The 16,082-nt window shown below is 74.5% G+C and carries 14 protein-coding genes; 13 read left to right on the top strand and 1 reads right to left on the bottom strand.

Annotated features, from left to right (window positions below; genetic code table 11):
• Positions 1 to 183 precede the first annotated feature (183 nt).
• The 3 genes from aspS to EDD32_RS14995 are packed head-to-tail and all read left to right on the top strand — an operon-like array spanning position 184 to position 3,373.
• Positions 184 to 1,977: an aspartate--tRNA ligase gene (gene aspS / locus EDD32_RS15005; RefSeq protein WP_123918740.1), complete on the top strand. Its 1,794-nt coding sequence runs from the start codon at positions 184 to 186 to the stop codon at positions 1,975 to 1,977.
• Positions 1,974 to 2,744 carry a GNAT family N-acetyltransferase gene (locus tag EDD32_RS15000; protein ID WP_123918738.1) on the top strand — a complete coding sequence of 257 codons (771 nt, stop codon included), beginning with the start codon at positions 1,974 to 1,976 and terminating at the stop codon, positions 2,742 to 2,744. The genes aspS and EDD32_RS15000 overlap by 4 nt, the downstream gene beginning before the upstream one ends.
• An 11-nt stretch (positions 2,745 to 2,755) precedes the next feature.
• Entirely contained in the window at positions 2,756 to 3,373 is a 618-nt protein-coding gene (locus EDD32_RS14995) for an L-threonylcarbamoyladenylate synthase (protein WP_123918736.1), read from the top strand.
• A 64-nt stretch (positions 3,374 to 3,437) separates the two neighbouring features.
• Here the strand turns inward: EDD32_RS14995 and EDD32_RS14990 are convergent, their stop codons facing one another.
• Positions 3,438 to 5,699: an MMPL family transporter gene (locus EDD32_RS14990; RefSeq protein WP_246006157.1), complete on the bottom strand. Its 2,262-nt coding sequence runs from the start codon at positions 5,697 to 5,699 to the stop codon at positions 3,438 to 3,440.
• A gap of 67 nt (positions 5,700 to 5,766) precedes the next feature.
• Here EDD32_RS14990 and EDD32_RS14985 point away from each other — a divergent pair, with 67 nt between their 5' ends.
• The 10 genes from EDD32_RS14985 to aroC all read left to right on the top strand — a co-directional run bounded on the left by EDD32_RS14985 (position 5,767) and on the right by aroC (position 16,025).
• Positions 5,767 to 7,122 (top strand): replication-associated recombination protein A, encoded by a 1,356-nt coding sequence (locus tag EDD32_RS14985; RefSeq protein WP_123918732.1) that lies wholly within the window; start codon positions 5,767 to 5,769, stop codon positions 7,120 to 7,122.
• A 142-nt stretch (positions 7,123 to 7,264) separates the two neighbouring features.
• Positions 7,265 to 7,888 carry a 30S ribosomal protein S4 gene (gene rpsD, locus EDD32_RS14980; protein WP_123918730.1) on the top strand — a complete coding sequence of 208 codons (624 nt, stop codon included), beginning with the start codon at positions 7,265 to 7,267 and terminating at the stop codon, positions 7,886 to 7,888.
• 123 nt (positions 7,889 to 8,011) lie between these two features.
• Positions 8,012 to 8,362: a DUF948 domain-containing protein gene (locus tag EDD32_RS14975; RefSeq protein WP_123918728.1), complete on the top strand. Its 351-nt coding sequence runs from the start codon at positions 8,012 to 8,014 to the stop codon at positions 8,360 to 8,362.
• Positions 8,362 to 8,637, top strand: coding sequence for a hypothetical protein (locus tag EDD32_RS14970; protein WP_123918726.1), 276 nt, complete (start codon positions 8,362 to 8,364; stop codon positions 8,635 to 8,637). The genes EDD32_RS14975 and EDD32_RS14970 overlap by 1 nt, the downstream gene beginning before the upstream one ends.
• 187 nt (positions 8,638 to 8,824) lie before the next feature.
• Complete coding sequence (gene alaS, locus EDD32_RS14965) at positions 8,825 to 11,521, top strand: alanine--tRNA ligase (protein WP_123918724.1); 2,697 nt, start codon at positions 8,825 to 8,827, stop codon at positions 11,519 to 11,521.
• Positions 11,518 to 12,021, top strand: a complete 504-nt coding sequence (gene ruvX, locus EDD32_RS14960; protein ID WP_211338849.1) for a Holliday junction resolvase RuvX — start codon at positions 11,518 to 11,520, stop codon at positions 12,019 to 12,021. The genes alaS and ruvX overlap by 4 nt, the downstream gene beginning before the upstream one ends.
• Positions 12,018 to 13,181, top strand: coding sequence for an endolytic transglycosylase MltG (mltG, locus tag EDD32_RS14955; RefSeq protein ID WP_211338848.1), 1,164 nt, complete (start codon positions 12,018 to 12,020; stop codon positions 13,179 to 13,181). Before ruvX ends, mltG begins: the two co-directional genes overlap by 4 nt.
• Complete coding sequence (locus EDD32_RS14950; protein ID WP_123918722.1) at positions 13,181 to 14,131, top strand: shikimate dehydrogenase; 951 nt, start codon at positions 13,181 to 13,183, stop codon at positions 14,129 to 14,131. The genes mltG and EDD32_RS14950 overlap by 1 nt, the downstream gene beginning before the upstream one ends.
• Positions 14,128 to 14,616, top strand: a complete 489-nt coding sequence (locus EDD32_RS14945; RefSeq protein ID WP_123918720.1) for a prepilin peptidase — start codon at positions 14,128 to 14,130, stop codon at positions 14,614 to 14,616. The genes EDD32_RS14950 and EDD32_RS14945 overlap by 4 nt, the downstream gene beginning before the upstream one ends.
• Before the next feature lie 191 nt (positions 14,617 to 14,807).
• Complete coding sequence (gene aroC, locus EDD32_RS14940) at positions 14,808 to 16,025, top strand: chorismate synthase (protein ID WP_123918718.1); 1,218 nt, start codon at positions 14,808 to 14,810, stop codon at positions 16,023 to 16,025.
• The last annotated feature ends 57 nt before the right edge of the window (positions 16,026 to 16,082 follow it).

Here is a 16,082-nt window from a genome sequence, read left to right as displayed (position 1 = left end):
ACGGAGGCGCCCGCGGAACGGAGGCGCCTGCGGAACGGAGGCGCACGCGGAAGCGAGGCACACACGGAACCGAGGCTCCCGCGGCACGTCGCCGCCGCGGCCTGGCACCCCCGGCCGCCGACACTAGGATCGTCGGAGCGCCCGCCCGTCTAGCGGTGCGCCCGTCTACCCGGAAGGAACCCCGTGCTCCGCACCCACGCGGCAGGATCCCTGCGCGCCTCCGACATCGGCACCACCGTGACCCTGGCCGGCTGGGTCGACCGCCGCCGCGACCACGGCGGCGTCGCCTTCATCGACCTGCGCGACGCCTCGGGCATCGCGCAGGTGGTCATCCGTGACGAGGCGGTCGCCCACGAGCTGCGCAGCGAGTTCGTCCTCCAGGTGACCGGGGAGGTCGCCCGGCGGCCCGAGGGCAACGCGAACCCCAACCTGCCCACCGGCGGGATCGAGGTCATCGCGGCCGACGTCGAGGTCCTCAACACCGCCGCCGCGCTGCCCTTCCAGGTCTCCGAGCACGCCGAGGACGCCGGTCAGGTGGGGGAGGAGGCGCGCCTGCGCTACCGCTACCTGGACCTGCGCCGGAAGGCGCCGTCGCACGCGCTGCGGCTGCGCGCCAAGGTCAACCAGGCCGCCCGCCGGGTCCTGGACGACCAGGGCTTCGTCGAGATCGAGACACCCACGCTGACGCGGTCCACCCCGGAGGGGGCGCGCGACTTCCTCGTGCCGGCGCGACTCTCGCCGGGCTCCTGGTACGCCCTGCCGCAGTCGCCGCAGCTGTTCAAGCAGCTGCTCATGGTCGCCGGCATGGAGCGCTACTACCAGATCGCGCGCTGCTACCGCGACGAGGACTTCCGCGCCGACCGCCAGCCCGAGTTCACCCAGCTCGACGTCGAGATGAGCTTCGTGGACCAGGACGACGTCATCGCCGTTGCCGAGCAGGTCCTGGCCGAGCTGTGGCGCCTCGTCGGCCACGAGATCGACCGCCCCATCCCGCGGATGACCTACCTCGAGGCCATGCGCCGCTACGGCACCGACAAGCCGGACCTGCGCTTCGGCCTGGAGCTGACCGACCTCACCGAGTACTTCAAGGACACCCCGTTCCGGGTGTTCCAGAGCCCCTACGTCGGCGCCGTCGTCATGCCGGGCGGCGCCTCGCAGCCGCGCCGGACCTTCGACGCGTGGCAGGACTGGGCCAGGTCCCGCGGCGCCAAGGGTCTGGCGTACGTGACGATCGGCGAGGACGGCACCCTCGGCGGGCCCGTGGCCAAGAACATCTCCGAGGCCGAGCGGACGGGGCTGGCCGAGGCGGTCGGCGCCCAGCCGGGTGACAACGTCTTCTTCGCCGCGGGCCGCGCCTCCGACGCCCGGGCGCTCCTCGGCGCCACCCGGCTGGAGATCGGCCGGCGGGTCGGGCTCATCGACGAGAACGCGTGGTCCTTCGTGTGGATCGTCGACGCCCCCCTGTTCAAGCCGACGGGCGAGGACGACGACGTCGACCTGGGCCACAGCGCCTGGACCGCCGTCCACCACGCCTTCACCTCCCCGACGCCGGAGTGGGTCGACCGGTTCGAGGAGAGCCCGGGGGAGGCCCTGGCGTACGCGTACGACATCGTCTGCAACGGCAACGAGATCGGTGGCGGCTCCATCCGTATCCACCGCCGCGACGTCCAGGAGCGGGTCTTCGCGGTCATGGGCATCGGTGAGGCGGAGGCGCAGGAGAAGTTCGGCTTCCTCCTCGACGCGTTCAAGTTCGGGGCCCCGCCGCACGGCGGCATCGCGTTCGGCTGGGACCGGATCGTCTCGCTCCTGACGCACTCGGACTCCATCCGCGACGTCATCGCCTTCCCCAAGTCCGGCGGCGGGTACGACCCGCTCACGCGGGCGCCCGCGCCCATCACCCCCGAGCAGCGCAAGGAGGCCGGCGTGGACGCACCGGCCGAGCCGGCGCCCGGGGGTCCCGCGTCCCCGGTGGCGTGAGCGCACGGACGGACCCGCTGACGGCCGGCGGCCAGGACGTCCTGGACCGCTGGCCGTTCTGGCGCGCCAACGCAGGGCGGTTCCGCCTGCTCCACGTGTGGGCCACGACGTCCCCGGCCGCCGCCGCGCCCGCGCCGGCGGTCGCGCACGTCGAGCGAGGGGGCGGCACGGCCCTGGTCGGCGTGGGACGGCCCGCCGACCTCGCCGCGCTCCTGACCGAGGTGAGCGCTCCCGCCGTCGTCAGCGCGCTGCTCCCGCGCGGGACGTGGGACGCCGTCGACCCCGCCGCACGGAAGCGGATCGGCCTGCGGCCCGGCCGCCCCTGGGACTGGCTCACGTGCAGCGCCGCGCCGCCACGTCACCCCGACGCCGGACGGGTGCGCGACCTGGGTCCGGGACCGGCGGCCGCCGCCCGGGCGCAGGAGGTGCTCGACCGCGCCTACCCCGAGCGCGAGGCGCGCGCGGACGACGCCAGGAGGACCTGGGTGGGCTTCGACGACGGCGCCGGCGGCCTCGCCGGCGTGCTCTCCGCCCTGGCGCTCCCGGGCGGCGTCCACCTCTCGGCCGTGGCGGTCGATCCCGCCTGGCGACGGCGCGGGGTCGCCTCGGCGATGACCAGCGAGGTCACCCGGCGCGCCCTGGTGGGCAGCGGCCTGGTGCACCTGGGCACCTGGGCCGACAACGACGCCGCGCGGGCCCTGTACCTCTCCCTCGGGTACACCGTCGCCGCGGAGCTGGAGAACCTGCACGCCGCGCCGCGGTGGTGAACACTTCCCTCATGGCCCGCACCCTGCAGATCCACCCGGTCGACCCGCAGCCCCGGCTCGTCGGGCAGGTCGTCGACGCGCTGCGGGGCGGGGGTGTCATCGCCTACCCGACCGACTCCGGCTACGCCCTGGGCTGCACCCTGGACAACAAGGCGGGACTGGACCGGATCCGCGCGATCCGCCAGCTCGGCGACACCCACCACTTCACGCTCATGTGCCGTGACTTCGCCCAGCTCGGGCAGTTCGTCATCGTCGACAACCGCGCCTTCCGCCTCGTCAAGTCCGCGACCCCCGGGCCCTACACCTTCATCCTCAGGGGCACCAAGGAGGTGCCGCGGCGGATGTTGCACCCGAAGAAGCACACCGTGGGCGCCCGCATCCCCGACCACCGGATCACCCAGACGATCCTCGCCGACCTGGGGGAGCCGCTGGTCTCGAGCACGCTCATCCTGCCCGGCGAGGAGCTGCCGATGACCTCCGGCTGGGAGGTCGCCGAGCACCTCGGGCACCTGCTCGACGCCGTGGTGGACGCCGACGTCGACGACGCGGCGCCGACCACGGTCGTGGACCTCACGTCCGGGACACCCGAGGTGCTGCGGGAGGGCGCGGGCGACCCCTCGCGCTTCTGACGGCGGTCGGCGCGCCTCGCGAGGCGGTCGGCGCGGCTTGCGAGGCGGTCGGCGCGCCTCTCGGTCAGTGGACGATCTTGAGCCGGTCGTACAGGGCCCGCATCGGCGCGGGCGCCCACCAGTTCCACCGACCGAGCAGCGTCATCGTCGCGGGGACGAGGAGCATCCGCACGAGCGTGGCGTCGATGAGGACCGTCAGGGCCAGCGCGACGCCGGCCTGCTTGATGACGATGAGGTCGCCCGCGGCGAAGCCCGCGAACACCGAGATGATCACGAGGGCGGCCGAGGTGATGATCCGGCCCGAGCGCTGCAGCCCGTGCTCGACCGCGGCGTCGTTGTCGTAGCCCAGGTCCCAGAACTCCTTGATGCGCGAGAGCAGGAACACCTCGTAGTCCATGGCCAGGCCGAACCCGAACGCCACCGCGATGGCCACGACGTAGGACTCCAGGCCGGCCACGGGCGTGAACCCCAGGAGGTCGGCACCGTGGCCCTCCTGGAAGACCCACACGGTCACCCCGAGGGAGGCGGCGAGGGAGAAGAGGTTGATGACCAGCGCCTTGAGCGGGACGAGCAGCGAGCCGGTCATGAGGAAGAGCAGGACGAAGATCGCCAGGACGATGATCCCACCGGCCAGCGGCAGCCCCTCGACGATGGCGTCGTTGAAGTCGGCCTGGTTGGCCGCCTGCCCGGCGACCCACGTCTCGAACCCGGGGTCGAGCGCACGGATGTCCCGCACCACCGTCGTCGCCTCCGGCCCGCCGGCGTCCTCGGCGTCGACGAACACCTCGAGCACGGCGCGGTCGTCGACCGGGACCGGGCCGCGGACCTCGGTCACGCCGGGCAGCCCGCCCACGTCCTCGGCGAGACCCGCGGCGCCGGCGGCCTCGGTGTCGGCGACGACGAGGACGTCCGCCGCCGCCGCGGCGGGGTAGTCCTCACCGAGGACCGCGATGTAGTCGCGCTGGTCGGAGTCCGAGGGCAGCAGCTCGGTGGTGGAGTTGCGCATCGTCAGCCCCAGCACGGGGGAGGCGAGCGTCGCGAGGAGGGCGACGACGCCGATGAGCACCAGCCAGGGGTGGCGGTGCACGCCGCGGGCGAGCCGGGAGAAGAAGCCCTCCGCGGGTGCCACGTCGCCCAGTCCCCGCACGAGCACCCGCAGGCCGGGGACCCGCCGCAGGGCGGAGGGTCGCAGGAGCCGCTCCCCGAGCAGCACGATGACGGCAGGGACGAAGACCACGGCGGTGAAGACGGCGAGGATCACCACGGCCACGGCGGCGGCCCCGATCGAGCGCAGCACGTCGGGCCGCAGGAGCAGCAGCCCGGAGATCGCGAAGGCCACCGTGACCGCGGAGAAGAGCACCGTGCGCCCGGCCGTGGCCACGGTCGCGCGCACCGCCTGCACCACGAGGGGGTTGCGCCGGTGCCGGCGCCGCCGTGCCTGCACCGCGACCGGTTCCGCGCCGTCGCCGACGAGCCGGTGCGCCTCCTCCCGGAAGCGGGAGACGATGAGCAGGCCGTAGTCGATCGACAGGCCCAGGCCCAGGACCGTGACGACGTTGATGACGAACGAGTCGATGTCGACCCCGTAGCTCATGACGAGCAGGACGCCCAGCCCGGCGAAGATCGAGGCGACGGCGCCCATGAGCGGCAGGCTCGCCGCGAGGAACCCACCGAAGACCACCACCATGATGAGCAGGGAGACCGGCAGGGCCACCGCCTCGCCGGTGACGAGGTCCTCCTCGACCTGCTCGACGATCTCCCCGGCGATGATCTCGTTCGAGCTGGTCGTCCCGCGGGCGTCGGGCGCGACGCCGGCCAGGTCTGCCGGCACCTGCTCGAGGCGCTCGACGACGGCGTCGTGGGCGAGCGCGGCCTCGTCGTCGTCGAGGCCCGGGTCCAGGGTCACGGCGACGAGGAAGCCGTCCTGCGCGCTCGAGACGAGGCCGGCCGCGGCGGGGTTGGCGAGCCCCTCGGGCAGGAGGAAGGCGTCGACGACCTGGTCGACGCCGTCGATGGCGGTGAGATCGGCGTGTGCCGGGGCGAGGGCCTCGGCGATCGCGGCGGTCCGCTCGGTGTCGGTGAGGTCGGCCCCCTCGACGAGGAGGGTGACCTGGTCCCCGCTCTCGCGGTCCCCCTCGAGGATCTCGCGGGCCCGCTGGCTCTCCGATCCCGGCACGGTGGGCTCGCCCGTGCGGAGCCGGTCGAAGAGGCTGTCGCCGCCCAGCCCCGTGAACGCCACGAGCAGCGCGGCCAGCGAGACGAGGGTCCACAGCAGGACCACGGAGCGTGGGTGCCGCGTGACGAGGCGGCCGAGGCGGTCGAACACGCGCCCAGTCTTCCACCGCGGGGAGGTCCTCCCGGCCACGGGCGCGACGTTGCGTAGGCTCCGGGGCGTGGACCTGTTCGAGGCGGCCGGAGCCGACGACGCCGGCGTCCCTGCCGTCGGCAGCGGGGCGCCCCTGGCCGTGCGCATGCGCCCGGCCTCCCTGGAGGAGGTGCTCGGCCAGGAGCACCTGCTCGAGCCGGGCTCGCCGCTGCGCCGCCTCGTCGAGCCCGTCCCCGAGGGGCGCCGCCGGATCGCGCCGTCGTCGGTGGTGCTGTGGGGGCCGCCCGGCACCGGGAAGACGACGCTGGCCTACCTCGTCGCGCACGCCTCCGGCCGGCGCTTCACCGAGCTCTCCGCCGTCACCGCCGGCGTCAAGGACGTCCGCGCCGTCGTGGAGGACGCCCGCCGACGTCTGGTGACCTCGGGGGAGGAGACGGTCCTCTTCATCGACGAGGTCCACCGCTTCTCCAAGTCCCAGCAGGACGCGCTGCTGCCCAGCGTGGAGAACCGGTGGGTCACGCTCGTGGCCGCGACGACGGAGAACCCCAGCTTCTCGGTCATCTCGCCGCTGCTGTCCCGCTCGCTCCTGCTCACGCTGCGCCCGCTCGCGGAGGAGGACGTGCGAGCCCTCGTGCGCCGCGCCCTCGACGACGAGCGCGGGCTCGGCGGCTCCCTCGCCCTTGACGAGGCGGCCGAGGACCACCTGGTGCGCCTCGCCGGGGCCGACGCGCGCAAGGCGCTGACCATCCTCGAGGCCGCCGCCGGCTCCGCCGACGCCGCCGGCGAGGACGCCATCACCCTCGAGGCCGTCGAACGGGCCATCGACGTCGCGGCGGTCCGGTACGACCGGGCCGGCGACCAGCACTACGACGTCATCTCCGCCTTCATCAAGTCCATGCGCGGCTCGGACGTCGACGCCGCCCTGCACTACCTCGCCCGCATGGTCGTCGCGGGGGAGGACCCGAGGTTCATCGCCCGGCGGATCGTCATCGCGGCGGCCGAGGACGTCGGCATGGCCGACCCCTCCGCGCTGCAGACCGCCGTCGCCGCCGCGCAGGCCGTGGCCCTCATCGGGATGCCCGAGGCACGGATCATCCTCGCCGAGGCGGTGGTGCACGTGGCCACCGCACCGAAGTCCAACGCCGCCTACGCCGCCGTCGACGCCGCGATCGCCGACGTCCGCGCCGGCAAGGCCGGGCCGGTCCCGGCCCACCTGCGCGACGCCCACTACGCCGGGGCCAAGCAGCACGGCCACGGGGACGGCTACCGCTACGCCCACTCCTACCCGCACGGGATCGTCGGCCAGCAGTACGCCCCCGACGAGCTGGACGGCACGCGGTACTACGAGCCCACCGGCCACGGCCACGAGCGCGACATCACAGCCCGGCTCACCCGGATCCGTCAGATCCTCACCGAGCGGTAGTGCTAACCTCGTGAGGTTGCCGTGCGGGCCGCTCCGCGCCCGCCGTCGGCAGCCACCTGGGGTCATGGCCACGAGGTCGACCCCGCACCGCCCGGACATCCGTCCGCCGCGGTGACGTCACCGACACGACAGGACGAAACACATGGCAGTTTCCCGCACGCGCCGTCAGGTGCGCCTCTCGCGCGCCCTCGGCATCGCCCTGACCCCCAAGGCGGTCAAGTACTTCGAGAAGCGCCCCTACGGCCCCGGTGAGCACGGCCGCGCCCGTCGCCGCACCGAGTCCGACTACGCGGTGCGTCTGAAGGAGAAGCAGCGTCTGCGCGCCCAGTACGGCATCCGCGAGGCCCAGATCCAGCGGGTGTTCGAGGAGGCCAAGCGCGAGCAGGCCCTGACCGGTGAGTCGCTGGTCGAGCTGCTCGAGATGCGCCTGGACGCCCTCGTCCTGCGCTCGGGCTTCGCCCGCACCATCGCCCAGGCCCGCCAGGCCGTGGTGCACCGTCACATCCTCGTCGACGGCAAGCTGGTCGACCGGCCCTCCTTCCGGGTCAAGCCCGGCCAGGTCATCCAGGTCAAGCCCAAGTCGCAGGCCATGGTGCCCTTCCAGGTCGCCGCCGCCGGCGCCCACCGCGACGTGCTGCCCAACCTGCCGTCCTACCTCGACGTCGAGCTCACCAAGCTCCGCGCCGAGCTGGTCCGCCGCCCCAAGCGCGCCGAGGTCCCCGTGACCTGCAACGAGCAGCTGGTCGTCGAGTACTACTCGCGCTGACGTCAGCGCTCACGACGCCCCGGGCGGCCGGCTTGCCGGTGCCCGGGGCGTCGTCGTCCTACGGGTAGGCTTCCCCGGCAGACCGGCCCAACCCGCCGGTGCCCACCGGTACGAGGAGAACACATGTCGCTCGGTGACATCGCCGGACTGATCGCCGCGCTGGCGTTCGTCGCCCTGGTCGGGTTCCTGGCCGTGCCGCTGCTCAAGCTCGGCCGGGTCCTGGACGAGGCCCGCGGCACCGTCCACCAGCTCACCGAGCACACCCTGCCGGCGCTGGACGAGGCCGTGGAGACCGTCCGCGCGGCCAACGGTCAGCTCGCCAAGGTCGACACCATCACCACCTCGGCCGCGCAGGTCACCGAGGACGTCTCGGCCCTGACGACCCTCGTCGCCGCCACGGTGGGCGGGCCCCTCATCAAGGTCTCCGCCTTCTCCTACGCGGTGCGCCGGGTCCTGGCCGGGAAGGGCCGCTGATGGGCGTGCGTCTGGTCGTCGGGCTCGTCGTCGTCGGCTCCGCCGCCGTCGTCCTGGCAGCACGGGCCCCCTCCCTGCTCCAGCGCCTGCGAGCCCTCCCGGGTGAGCTCTCCGCCGCCTACCACGAGCGCGAGGCCGAGCTGCGCGCGGCGCTCCTGCCCGACGAGGACGCCGTCGCCGCCGCCCGGGCCGAGGTGGCCCGGCGCCGGGCCGCCCCCACGACACCGCAGCCCTGGGCCGCCACGGAAGACGACGACCTGGCATCGGCGTTGTAGCCCGTGAGGGGCAGCGGGCGCCGTCCCTCAGCACGTCACCGCCCGAGAGCACCACGCGGCCACAGCACCACGCGACCGCACCACCACAGCACCACGTGACCGCTCGACACCACCGCACCACGTGACCCGCACCACCACGTGAGCGCACCACCGCCGCACCCCAGCACCGACACGAACCCGAGGAACCATGCGTACCGCCGAGATCCGCTCCCGCTGGCTGGACTACTTCGCCAAGCACGACCACGCCGTCGTGCCGAGCGTCCCCCTGGTCTCCCCGGATCCGTCGATCCTTTTCACCATCGCCGGCATGGTCCCCTTCATCCCGTACATCATCGGGACCCAGGAGGCGCCCTGGCCGCGGGTCGCGAGCGTGCAGAAGTGCATCCGCACCAACGACATCGAGGAGGTCGGCCGCACCACCCGGCACGGCACCTTCTTCCAGATGGGCGGCAACTTCTCCTTCGGCGACTACTTCAAGGAGGGGGCGATCACCTACGCCTGGGAGCTGCTGACCGCCTCGCGCGACCAGGGTGGCTACGGCCTGGACGGCGACCGTCTGTGGGTGGCCATCTGGGACCAGGACGAGGAGGCGCGTGACATCTGGGCCCGCAAGATCGGCCTGCCCGCCGAGCGGATCCAGACCCAGCCGCGCGCGGAGAACTTCTGGGACACGGGCCAGCCCGGCCCCGCCGGTCCCACCTCCGAGATCCACTACGACCGCGGCCCGGCCTACGGCCCCGACGGCGGGCCGGAGGTGGACAAGCAGGGCGACCGCTTCCTCGAGATCTGGAACCTCGTCTTCGACCAGTACCTCCGTGGTGAGGGTGGGGGCAAGGACTACCCGCTCCTGCGCGAGCTGGACAAGAAGGCCATCGACACCGGCCTGGGCGTCGAGCGGCTCGCGTTCCTCCTGCAGGAGAAGGAGAACTTCTACGAGATCGACGAGGTCTACCCGGTCATCGCGGCCGCGCAGGAGATGAGCGGGCGCCCCTACGGCCTGGGGCGCAACTCCACCGACCCCGACGACATCCGCATGCGGGTGGTCGCCGACCACGTGCGCTCGGCGATGATGCTCATCGGCGACGGCGTCCGCCCCGGCAACGACGGCCGAGGGTACGTGCTGCGCCGGGTCATCCGCCGCGCGGTGCGCTCGATGCGCCTGCTCGGCGTGGACGAGCCCTCGCTGCCCGTCCTGCTGCCCGCGTCGCGCGACGCGATGAAGGACTCCTACCCCGAGATCGGCACCGACTTCGACCGCATCTCCCAGGTCGCCTACGAGGAGGAGGAGGCCTTCCGGCGCACCCTCACCTCCGGCACGACCATCCTCGACAGCGCCGTGAGCCGCGCCCGCACCGCGGGTGGGTCGGTCCTCAGCGGGGCCGACGCGTTCGCGCTCCACGACACCTACGGCTTCCCCATCGACCTCACCCTCGAGATGGCGGCCGAGCAGGGCGTGCGCGTCGACGAGGCGGGCTTCCGCAGCCTCATGCAGGAGCAGCGTGAGCGTGCCCGCGCCGACGCCCTGGCCAAGAAGTCCGGCCATGTCGACACCGCGGTCTACAACGAGGTCCTCGGCCGCCTCGGCGGCGCGGTGGAGTTCCTCGGCTACACCGACGCCGTCGCCGAGGCGCGGCTCGTCGGCCTGCTCGTCGACGGCGTCGCGGCCCCGGCCGCGACCGCTCCCGCCGACGTCGAGGTCGTCCTGGACCGCACCCCGTTCTACGCCGAGGCCGGTGGGCAGCTGGCCGACCAGGGCACGATCTCCTTCCAGGGCGGGGCGATCGTCGACGTCGCCGACGTCCAGGCCCCGGTCCGCGGGCTGTCCGTGCACCGCGGGCGCCTCACCGAGGGCACCCTCACCCTGGACGAGACGGGCGTGGCGAGCATCGACACCGACCGGCGCCGGGCGATCGCCCGCGCCCACACGGCCACGCACATGGTCCACAAGGCCCTGCACGAGCACCTCGGCGACCAGGCAACCCAGGCCGGCTCCGAGAACGCGCCGTCACGGCTGCGGTTCGACTTCCGGCACGGCTCCGCCGTGCCCGGCGACGTCCTGTCCGAGATCGAGGGCCGCGTCAACGCCCAGCTCGCGGAGAACCTCGACGTCACCGACGAGATCATGGACATCGACGACGCCCGCGCCGCGGGGGCCATGGCCCTGTTCGGCGAGAAGTACGGCCGCCGCGTCCGTGTCGTCTCCATCGGCGGCGACTGGTCGAAGGAGCTGTGCGCGGGCACCCACGTGCCCTCCACCGGCAACCTCGGGCTCGTCACCCTCCTCGGCGAGGCCTCCATCGGCTCGGGCGTACGCCGGGTCGACGCCCTCGTCGGCGCCGGCGCCTACGGCTACCAGGCCAAGGAGCACGCCCTCGTCAGCCAGGTCTCGACGATCCTGGGCGGGCGCCCGGAGGAGCTGCCCGAGCGGGTCAGCACGCTCATGACCAAGCTCAAGGCGGCCGAGAAGGAGCTCGCGGCGCTGCGCCAGGCCCGGCTCCTCGGGGGTGCGGCCCAGGTCGCCGGCTCCGCCCACCGGGTCGGGACCGCGCTGGTCGTCACCCACGACGCCGGCGAGGTCGCCTCCGCCGACGACCTGCGCACCCTGGCCCTGGACGTGCGCCAGCGCCTCGGTGAGTCCGCGCCCGCCGTCGTCGCCGTCGGTGGCGTCGCGAAGGACCGGCCGGTCGTCGTCGTCGCCACCAACGCCGCCGCCCGGCAGGCCGGCGTGCGGGCCGGTGCGCTCGTCCGCGTGGCGGCCACCACCCTCGGCGGGGGCGGCGGCGGCAAGGACGACGTCGCCCAGGGCGGCGGGACCGACGTCGCAGCGCTCGGCAGCGCCCTCGACGCGGTCCGCGCCGAGGTGACGACGCTGGTCGGCGCGTGAACGCTGCCGGGCTGCGGCGCGGGGTGCGCCTCGGCGTCGACGTCGGCTCGGTGCGGGTCGGCGTCGCGCGCTGCGACCCCGAGGGCATCCTCGCCACGCCGGTGCGCACCGTCGCCCGGCGCCGGGACGGCGGTGACGTCGCGGAGATCGCCGCGATCGCCGCGGAGGTCGGGGCGATGGAGGTGCTCGTGGGCCTGCCCCGGCACCTGTCCGGCCGGCAGGGGGAGTCCGCCGACGCCGCGCGCGGGTACGCTGTCCGGGTCGCGGCCGCCGTGGCACCTCTCCCGGTGCGGCTCGTCGACGAGCGACTGACGACGGTCAGCGCCCACCAGGCGCTGCGGGCGTCCGGCCGCCCCGGACGCCGGCACCGGGAGGTCGTCGACCAGGTGGCTGCCGTGATGATCGTTGAGCACGCCCTCGAGGTCGAGCGGCGCACCGGCCAGCCCGCCGGTGAGCCGGTCGGGCCGGGGGAGACCGTCCGAGGGGGGACCTCGCAGTGAACGACCTGTTTGCCCATGGCACGACCGCCGAGCCGGCGCACGAGGACGACCTCCGACGCGTCCGCCGCGAGCAGCGGCGCGCCCGCGAGGACCGCCGCCGCCGGCGGCGCCGCCGCACGCTGCTCGTCCTCGCCGTGGTCGTCGCGGTCGTCGGCGCGCTCGCCCTCTGGGCGTACCCGACGGTGCGCGACGCCGTCTCCGACCGGCCCTCGGCCGCGGCCGAGGACTTCCCCGGCCCCGGCAGCGGCGAGGTCCAGGTGGTGATCCCCGCGGGCGCCTCCGGCGCCGAGATGGGCTCGGTCCTGGAGGAGGCCGGTGTCGTGGCCTCGCAGCGCGCGTTCGTCGACGCGTTCGGCGAGAACGTCAACGCCGGACGCATCCAGCCCGGCACCTACACGCTCATGAACGAGATGGCCGCGAGCGACGCCGTCGCCGCGCTGCTCGACCCGGCCTCGCGGGCCGAGGTCACCATCACGGTGCCGGAGGGCTTCCACGCCGCGCAGGTGTACGAGCGCATCGCGAACGTCGCCGACATCCCCCTCGAGGACGTCCAGGCCGCGGCCGAGGACACCGAGGCGATCGGGCTGCCCGCCGAGGCGGACGGCAACCCCGAGGGGTGGTACGCCGCCGCGACGTACTCCTTCGAGCCGGGCGACGACGCCGCGACCATGCTCTCGACGATGGTCGCCCAGACCGTCTCGCGCCTGGACGCCCTCGACGTGCCGGCCGACCAGCGCCAGGCGGTCCTGACCAAGGCCTCGATCGTCGAGCGCGAGGTGAACCTGCCCGAGTACTACGGCCAGGTCGCCCGGGTCATCGAGAACAGGCTCACCGACGACGACGACGTCAACGGTCGCCTCCAGATGGACTCCACCGTCCTGTACGGCGTGGGCAAGGTCGGCGGCGTGCCCACCCAGGCCGACCTCGACGACGACAACCCGTACAACACCTACCTCAACCCCGGTCTGCCGCCGACGCCCATCGGCGCCCCGGGCGAGGCGGTCCTCGACGCGGTCATCAACGCCCCCGAGGGGGACTGGCTCTACTTCGCCACCGTCAACCTCGACACGGGGGAGACGAAGTTCGCCGCGACCCTCGACGAGCACAACGCCAACGTCGCCGAGCTCCGCGCGTGGCTGGCCGAGAACCCGCAGGGCTGATGGGGGTCGGCGCCGGTGCCCCTGGCCAGGACCTCGCCGCCCCGGGGGTGACCCGGCGCGCGGCCGTGCTCGGCCACCCCGTCGCCCACTCCCTCTCGCCGGCGCTCCACCGGGCCGCCTACGCCCAGCTCGGCCTCGACGGCTGGGCGTACGGCCTCCAGGACGTCACCGCCGAGGAGCTGCCCGGCGTCATCGCCCGGCTCGACGGCTCGTGGGCGGGCCTGTCGTTGACCATGCCGCTCAAGCACGCCGTCATGGGCCTGCTCGACGCGGTCGACCCGCTCGCCGAGGTCACCGGGGCGGTCAACACGGTCGTCGTCCAGCCCGGACCGGGCGGGGCGGCGGGCCCCCTCGTCGGGTTCAACACCGACGTGCACGGAATCGTCGCGGCGGTCCGCGAGGCAGCCGCGCCCGGCTGGGTTCCGCGGCGGGCCGTCATCCTCGGCGCGGGTGCCACCAGCTCCTCCGCGCAGGCCGCGGTGGCCGAGCTCGGCCTGACCCGCTCCACCCTCGTGGCCCGCCGCGTACCACCCGCCGCCGCCGCGGCCACGGTCCGGATGGGTGTGGCCGTCGAGCACGTGACGTGGACCTCCCCGGCCGTCGCGGCGCAGACCGCGGCCGGCGCCGACCTCGTCATCTCCACCGTCCCGGCGGGCGCCGCGGACGACACCGCCGCCGAGCTCGTCCGGCTCGGCGTCCTCGGCGGCGCGGTGCTCCTCGACGTCGTCTACGAACCGTCCCCCACCCCGCTGGCGGCCGCGTGGGAGGCGGCCGGCGGCGTCGTCGTGCCGGGCTGGTCGATGCTCCTGCACCAGGCGGAGGCCCAGGTCCGTCTCATGACCGGCCGCACCCCCGACGTCGAGGTGATGCGCGCGGCCCTCCTCGCCGAGCTGGCCCGGCGCCGGGGCGGGGGAGAGGTGGGGGCGTCGCCGGCGCCGTTCCCGGCGTGAGCCTCCCGGCGGCCGTGCTGGCGGCCGGCGCCTGGCTGGCCGCCGTGTCGGCGGCGCTCATCGTCACCGACGTGCGCAGCCACCGGCTCCCGGACCGCCTCGTCGGGGCGGCAGCGGCTGGAGTGCTCGCGCTCCTCACCGTCGCGGCGCTCACCACCGGCCAGTGGACGGACCTGGCCCGGGCGGTCCTGGCCGCCGGCACGGTCACCGCCGGCTCCCTGCTCCTCGCCCTCCCGCGGGCGACCGGGCTGGGATTGGGGGACGTCAAGCTGGCCGGCGTGCTGGGACTCTGGCTCGGGTGGTTCGGCTGGCTGGTGGTCGCCACGGGACTCCTCGCGGCGGTCGTGCTGGGCGGCGCCTGGACCACCGCGCGACTTCTGGCCGGCCGCGCCCGACGTGACGACGCCGTCCCCCTCGGGCCCTGGCTGGTGCTCGGGGCGGCGCTCGCCACGGTGGCACACCTCGCCGGGCCCGCGCCGGCCTGACCCGAACCCACCCCCGACACTCGCGCAGCGAACGCTCTCCGCCCGCGCCACACCCGTTCCCCTTGCGCCGCGAACGCACCCGATCCCCACCACGTGGCGGCCTCCTGCGCCGCGAACGCACCCACCCGCGCCCCGGCGCATGCCGTGGACACCCCCGCACGAGCCCCGCCGCCGCGTGGGAGGATCGGGCCATGCTCAGATGGATGACCGCAGGCGAGTCGCACGGCCAGGCTCTCGTCGGGGTGCTCGAGGGCCTGCCTGCCGGGGTCGGGATCACCACCGGCCAGGTGCGCGACGCCCTCGCCCGGCGCCGGCTCGGGCACGGGCGCGGGTCTCGGATGTCGTTCGAGCAGGACGAGGTCCGAGTGCTCTCCGGCGTGCGGCACGGCCTGACAATGGGCGGCCCGGTCGCGATCGAGATCGGCAACACCGAGTGGCCCAAGTGGGAGACCGTCATGGCCGCCGACCCGGTGCCTCGCGAGGCGCTCCTCGTCGACGCCGGCACCGGCGACGAGCGGGAGATCGCCCGCAACCGGCGCCTCACGCGTCCGCGGCCCGGCCACGCCGATCTCGTCGGGATGCAGAAGTACCACCTCGACGACGCCCGGCCGATCCTCGAGCGGGCCAGCGCGCGCGAGACCGCCGCCCGGGTCGCCCTGGGCACGCTGGCCGCCGCGCTCCTGGAGCAGGTCGCGGGTGTCCGTCTCGTCTCGCACGTCGTGGCGATCGGCCCCGTCGCCGTCCCCGACGACGCTCCGGTGCCCGGGCCCGACGACGTCGCGGCGCTGGACGCCGACCCCGTGCGCTGCCTCGACGCGACGTCCTCGGCGGCCATGGTCGCCGAGATCGACGCCTGCCAGAAGGACGGCGACACCCTCGGCGGCGTCGTGGAGGTTCTCGCCTACGGCCTGCCCCCCGGCCTGGGCTCGCACGTCTCGTCCGACCGGCGCCTGGACTCCCGGCTCGCTGGAGCGGTCATGGGCATCCAGGCCGTCAAGGGCGTCGAGATCGGCGACGGGTTCCGCACCGCGACCCGCCGCGGCTCCGCCGCGCACGACGAGATCGTCCGAGGGGCCGACGGCCGGATCCGCCGCGCCACCAACCGGGCCGGCGGCACCGAGGGCGGGATGTCCAACGGCGAGCCGCTGCGCGTGCGCGCCGCGATGAAGCCCATCTCCACCGTGCCCCGCGCGCTGGCCACCGTCGACGTCGCCACCGGCGCCGAGGCGCGCGCCATCCACCAGCGGTCCGACGTCTGCGCGGTGCCGCCGGCCGCCGTCGTCGCCGAGGCGATGGTGGCCCTGGTCCTGGCCGACGCCCTGCTGGAGAAGGTCGGCGGGGACTCGGTGAGCGAGTCCGCCCGCAACCTGCGCGGCTACCTCGAGGCCATCCCCGAGCACCAGCGCTGACGGGGTCCTCGACCGCACGTCTCGGTCCGCAGCACGGGCCGCGTCGCGCCCGGCGCC

Source organism: Georgenia muralis, assembly GCF_003814705.1.
In the GTDB taxonomy this organism is placed as follows: domain Bacteria; phylum Actinomycetota; class Actinomycetes; order Actinomycetales; family Actinomycetaceae; genus Georgenia; species Georgenia muralis.
This window is presented reverse-complemented; position numbering and strand designations above follow the sequence as displayed.

Bases quoted from the DNA above. Each gene is read 5' to 3' on its own strand.
- EDD32_RS14995 (WP_123918736.1), top strand. From the start codon at position 2,756: ATGGCCCGCACCCTGCAGATCCACCCGGTCGACCCGCAGCCCCGGCTC.
- rpsD (WP_123918730.1), top strand. From the start codon at position 7,265: ATGGCAGTTTCCCGCACGCGCCGTCAGGTGCGCCTCTCGCGCGCCCTC.
- EDD32_RS14975 (WP_123918728.1), top strand. From the start codon at position 8,012: ATGTCGCTCGGTGACATCGCCGGACTGATCGCCGCGCTGGCGTTCGTC.
- EDD32_RS14970 (WP_123918726.1), top strand. From the start codon at position 8,362: ATGGGCGTGCGTCTGGTCGTCGGGCTCGTCGTCGTCGGCTCCGCCGCC.
- alaS (WP_123918724.1), top strand. From the start codon at position 8,825: ATGCGTACCGCCGAGATCCGCTCCCGCTGGCTGGACTACTTCGCCAAG.
- EDD32_RS14950 (WP_123918722.1), top strand. From the start codon at position 13,181: ATGGGGGTCGGCGCCGGTGCCCCTGGCCAGGACCTCGCCGCCCCGGGG.
- aroC (WP_123918718.1), top strand. From the start codon at position 14,808: ATGCTCAGATGGATGACCGCAGGCGAGTCGCACGGCCAGGCTCTCGTC.